General features: G+C 53.0%; 1 rRNA gene. It reads right to left on the reverse strand.

From position 1 onward, the window contains the following. Positions 1-1,525 (reverse strand): 16S ribosomal RNA (locus tag AACG97_RS00140); the annotation flags it as partial. Between the last annotated feature and the right edge of the window lie 290 nt (positions 1,526-1,815).

The following is a 1,815-nucleotide window of genomic DNA, read 5'->3' on the forward strand; positions in this document are numbered from 1 at the left end:
ACCGCAGGTTCCCCTACGGTTACCTTGTTACGACTTCACCCCAGTCATGAATCACAAAGTGGTAAGCGCCCTCCCGAAGGTTAAGCTACCTACTTCTTTTGCAACCCACTCCCATGGTGTGACGGGCGGTGTGTACAAGGCCCGGGAACGTATTCACCGTAGCATTCTGATCTACGATTACTAGCGATTCCGACTTCATGGAGTCGAGTTGCAGACTCCAATCCGGACTACGACATACTTTATGAGGTCCGCTTGCTCTCGCGAGGTCGCTTCTCTTTGTATATGCCATTGTAGCACGTGTGTAGCCCTGGTCGTAAGGGCCATGATGACTTGACGTCATCCCCACCTTCCTCCAGTTTATCACTGGCAGTCTCCTTTGAGTTCCCGGCCTAACCGCTGGCAACAAAGGATAAGGGTTGCGCTCGTTGCGGGACTTAACCCAACATTTCACAACACGAGCTGACGACAGCCATGCAGCACCTGTCTCACAGTTCCCGAAGGCACCAATCCATCTCTGGAAAGTTCTGTGGATGTCAAGACCAGGTAAGGTTCTTCGCGTTGCATCGAATTAAACCACATGCTCCACCGCTTGTGCGGGCCCCCGTCAATTCATTTGAGTTTTAACCTTGCGGCCGTACTCCCCAGGCGGTCGATTTAACGCGTTAGCTCCGGAAGCCACGCCTCAAGGGCACAACCTCCAAATCGACATCGTTTACAGCGTGGACTACCAGGGTATCTAATCCTGTTTGCTCCCCACGCTTTCGCACCTGAGCGTCAGTCTTTGTCCAGGGGGCCGCCTTCGCCACCGGTATTCCTCCAGATCTCTACGCATTTCACCGCTACACCTGGAATTCTACCCCCCTCTACAAGACTCTAGCCTGCCAGTTTCGAATGCAGTTCCCAGGTTGAGCCCGGGGATTTCACATCCGACTTGACAGACCGCCTGCGTGCGCTTTACGCCCAGTAATTCCGATTAACGCTTGCACCCTCCGTATTACCGCGGCTGCTGGCACGGAGTTAGCCGGTGCTTCTTCTGCGGGTAACGTCAATCGATGAGGTTATTAACCTCACCGCCTTCCTCCCCGCTGAAAGTGCTTTACAACCCGAAGGCCTTCTTCACACACGCGGCATGGCTGCATCAGGCTTGCGCCCATTGTGCAATATTCCCCACTGCTGCCTCCCGTAGGAGTCTGGACCGTGTCTCAGTTCCAGTGTGGCTGGTCATCCTCTCAGACCAGCTAGGGATCGTCGCCTAGGTGAGCCGTTACCCCACCTACCAGCTAATCCCATCTGGGCACATCTGATGGCATGAGGCCCGAAGGTCCCCCACTTTGGTCTTGCGACGTTATGCGGTATTAGCTACCGTTTCCAGTAGTTATCCCCCTCCATCAGGCAGTTTCCCAGACATTACTCACCCGTCCGCCGCTCGTCACCCGAGAGCAAGCTCTCTGTGCTACCGCTCGACTTGCATGTGTTAGGCCTGCCGCCAGCGTTCAATCTGAGCCATGATCAAACTCTTCAATTTAAGTTTGATGCTCGTGAATTAAACTTCGTAATGAATTACGTATGTTCACTCAGAGACTTGGTATTCATTTTTCGTCCGAGGACGTTAAGAATCCATGTCACTTTGAGTGCCCACACAGATTGTCTGATAAATTGTTAAAGAGCAGTTGCGACGCGCTTTAGCGCTCTGTCGCGAGGTGGCGTATATTACGCTTTCCTCTTTCAGAGTCAACCCTGAATTTCAGGATTTTGCTCTTCAACCGAACTGGCTGTTTGTGTGAAGTGATTCACATCCGCCGTGTCGATGGAGGC

The sequence above is a fragment of the Pseudomonas sp. Nvir genome (assembly GCF_963778085.1).
Taxonomy (GTDB): domain Bacteria; phylum Pseudomonadota; class Gammaproteobacteria; order Pseudomonadales; family Pseudomonadaceae; genus Aquipseudomonas; species Aquipseudomonas juntendi.